Annotated in this window: 2 protein-coding genes; both read left to right on the top strand. The window is 27.6% G+C overall.

What is annotated here, in order from left to right:
* The first annotated feature begins 23 nt into the window (after window positions 1-23).
* Entirely contained in the window at window positions 24-1,127 is a 1,104-nt protein-coding gene (locus tag G6N05_RS15355) for a hypothetical protein (protein ID WP_166131818.1), read from the top strand.
* Between the two features lie 185 nt (window positions 1,128-1,312).
* The gene (locus G6N05_RS15360) at window positions 1,313-3,448 is read left to right on the top strand and encodes a helix-turn-helix domain-containing protein (RefSeq protein ID WP_166131821.1); all 2,136 of its coding nucleotides are present in this window, start codon (window positions 1,313-1,315) and stop codon (window positions 3,446-3,448) included.
* Window positions 3,449-3,683: the final 235 nt, after the last annotated feature.

Below are 3,683 nucleotides of genomic sequence, written 5' to 3' on the forward strand. Positions count from 1 at the left end.
ATTTCTCGCAAGAAATATTATATTTGAAAGAAAATAAGCGGTTACGAAGTCGCCACTTCAGCAAGCCGCGGAACGTTAGCAGCAATATCTACACTAACATCGACATCAAAATCGACATGAACGAACTCATAGGAATTAGAAGTTTTAATCATTTGGAAATCAATGACCTCAAACGAGATTTTTTGATTTTTGATAAAATATTCGTTGTAGGATTATCTGAATGGAAGGAAGTTTTTGAACAAAAATCTTTCGAAAGTACTGAAGCCCTTATAGAACAAAAAGGTTTAATTCCTTTGAATGACTTTATTATTTATAATGGTTTATTGGAAATGAATAGTCAAGTCAAAAAGAATTTCGGTGATTTTGACAATTACTATGATAAAAATAAAACCGACGAAATAGATTTTAGAAATTCAAATATTCAATATTTAATTAATGAAGGAAAATTAATATTTGATTACAACAACATTAAAAAGCCTATTATTAATACTGATGTTTATTCTCAAATTAGACCTATTATTGAATCAAAATTAAATGATGCTAAAAATAAAAGTCTATATGACTTATTTATGTTAAGTGATATGTGTCATGATTTGAAAGTCCGTATACTTTCAACTCAATATGATGAGTCTAAATTTTTGGCAATTCCTTGTGAAAATTCTATTTATAATATTGATGGAATTACTGATAAAAAACAGGATACTTTTCATTTAATTTTAAATGATTTTCCAATTTTGAATGTAGAAAAATTACCATGGGAAGAAATATTTAATTTTAAAAATGACCCTGAAACCTATAACTCAATTTGGGGGTTAAGAAATTGGATTAGCAATATTTCAAAAACTCAAAAAAATATTGGCGAAATTGAAGAAGAATATCGTTACTTGAGAAATAAATATGAACAAGCTATCAAATTGCACAAGTTAAAAACTAGCAATAGTGTTTTTCAAACAACTATACAAACTAGCGCTGAATTAATCGAGAATGTTGCTAAACTCAAACTTCGCAACGTGTCTGATTTATTTTTTAAGTTTAAAGAGAATAAAATTTCACTTATGGAAACTGAATTAAAAAGCGAAGGAAATCAGTTTGCGTATTTGTTTAAAGTTAAAGAAAAATTCAAATGATACTACTGCTAACAGGCGTTTGGCAAGATTGCGAATTTTGTAGTAAATACACGTTTATTTCTCGCAAGAAATTTTATCTTTGATAGAAATTAATCGGTTCCGAAGTTCGCAACCTCGCCAAGCGCCGGAACGTTGGTGGCAAGCTTACCGAGAAACCGCATATCGTAACACAAAACATTCTAAATATGGAATATAGTCAAAAAGAAATGAATGGCTTTTTTGAAGCTGTTGAATCATTAAAAAAGTATAGAAGAGCTGACTTAATAGATGAAAAAGGCAGAAATTTATTAAAGGAATTATACACCGACTTACTTCCTAATGATTTTATTCTTCAAAAAAGTTTAAAAGAAAATACAACATTTCTAATAGGAAGAAAAGGTACAGGAAAATCGACTATATTTTTAAGGCTTGAACAAGAACTTCGTGAGAAAAAAGGTTATCTACCTTGCTATTTAGATGTAAAAACTATTTATGAAGCTTCACAAACAAGATTAGCTAGAATAAATGAAATTGAAAAACTTTTGTCAGCAGAAATTATAGAAAAATATTTAATTGAAAGGTCTTTTATTCAAAGTATTTTATCTGCAATTATAGGTGAAGTAAGTAAAAAATTTGATTCTAAAATAGATAAATTATTAGAACTAATCGGAGTAACACAAGTCGAATCAGTTAAAGAAAAACTAGCAGAATTAAAAAATAATTTAGAAGATAATAAATATTTAGAGAAAATTGAAATACCAATTTTACAAACAATAAAAATTGGACAAAAAGAATCTTCAGAAAATTCTAAAGAAAGAAATATTTCATTAAAAGGACTTGAAATTAGTGGTGGAATTGATAAAGAAGGTATAAACGGCAGTGTAAAAACTGATTCGGGAATTGAATGGAAGAAAACAAATAATAATACTAATGAAAATGAACAAAATTTTTCAAATGTTTTCTTAAAAGTTTTCCAAATTAAAGAAATAATTGTTGGTATTAAAGAGGCATTATCAATTTTAAAAATACGACACCTTTATATTCTTTTAGATGATTTTTCAGAAATTGAGGACGATTCAATAGTTACTTTTGTAGATGTTATTTTAGCACCACTCAATAATTGGTCAGATGAGTTTATTAAGTTTAAAGTTGCAGCATATCCAAATCGAATTTATTATGGAAAAATTGACCCAGGTAAAGTTGATACAATTAATTTGGATTTTTACAATCTATACTCAGAATTTGACAGAGACAAAATGGAATCAAATGCTGTCGGATTTACAAAAAAAATTCTAGAAAAAAGAATTGAAATTTTTGTTGGAAGTGAAATCGAAAATTATTTTGATACATCGAGAAATTCAATGGAGGATTATTATGAAATTCTTTTTAATGCATCTATGAATGTACCTAGAATTTTAGGTTATATCTTGTCATTTTGCTACCAAAGTAGAATTATATATAATAACAAGATAAATAAAACAGATATTGAAAATGCTTCAAAAAAATATTATGAAGAAAAAATTTCTTCATTTTTTGAAACTACAACACACTCACTTATTTCTCTTGATGAAAAAATTTCGGCACTTCAATTAAAAAATCTTTTACAACTTTTTGTGAATAAATCTAAAGATATTAAAAGAAAAATTATTTCTAATGATCTTAAGGGTTCAGTGTATTTATCAAAAGAGCCATATAGTAGCCATTTTCATTTTGACCCGAGATACGAAGATTTTCTTAAAACTTTAGAGTTAAATTTCTTTATAAGTAAGTATAATGATTTGAGTGATAAAGACGGAACACCAGTTTCTATTTACTCTTTAAATTATGGTCTTTGTGTAAAAGAAAATATTATTTGGGGAAAACCAAAAGGAAGGCCTTTTAGAACCTATTTTATAGAAAGACCATTTAGTTACAATAAAATAATAACAGAATTTTTAGCAGATGCTAAAAGGATAATTTGTTCTAACATTGATTGCAAAAAACAATTTGACATACAAGATTTAAAATTTTTAGAGTTCAATAATTATAGATGTAACAGTTGTAATTCGGATGTTATAATTGAAACTTTGGCAGATGATATTACTGAAATAATTAATAAAATCGATCAAAGTAAAATGTTGCCAATGCCCGAAGTTAAAATATTACAAGAACTTCAACATTCTGAAACTGAATTATACGCAAAAGAAATTGCACAAGAAGTTGATTATTCGGGACAATTAATTGGTTGGAGGGCAAAAAAACTAGACGAAAAGCACGAACTCATTAAAAGAGAAAAAGAGGAAGGAAAACCTTATAAATATATGTTAACACAAAAAGGAAAAGACTTTTTTACAGGAAAATAAAAGCCAGCCACCAACAGGCGTTTGGCAAGATTGCGAATTTTGTAGTAAATACACGTTTACATTTCGCAAGAAATTTTATCTTTGATAGAAAATAATCGGTTCCGAACTTCGCAACCTCGCCAAGCGCCGGGACGTTATATACCAGTCGTTTAGAATCGAAAACACAAGAACAATTTCTAATATTTCAACATCTATTTTCAGAAAACGCTTCGCTCCTATTTTGTTTTAAACTCGA

Source organism: Flavobacterium bernardetii (genome assembly GCF_011305415.1).
In the GTDB taxonomy this organism is placed as follows: domain Bacteria; phylum Bacteroidota; class Bacteroidia; order Flavobacteriales; family Flavobacteriaceae; genus Flavobacterium; species Flavobacterium bernardetii.

Excerpts from the sequence above, each read along its gene's own strand:
- G6N05_RS15360 (WP_166131821.1), top strand. The coding sequence starts at position 1,313 with ATGGAATATAGTCAAAAAGAAATGAATGGCTTTTTTGAAGCTGTTGAA.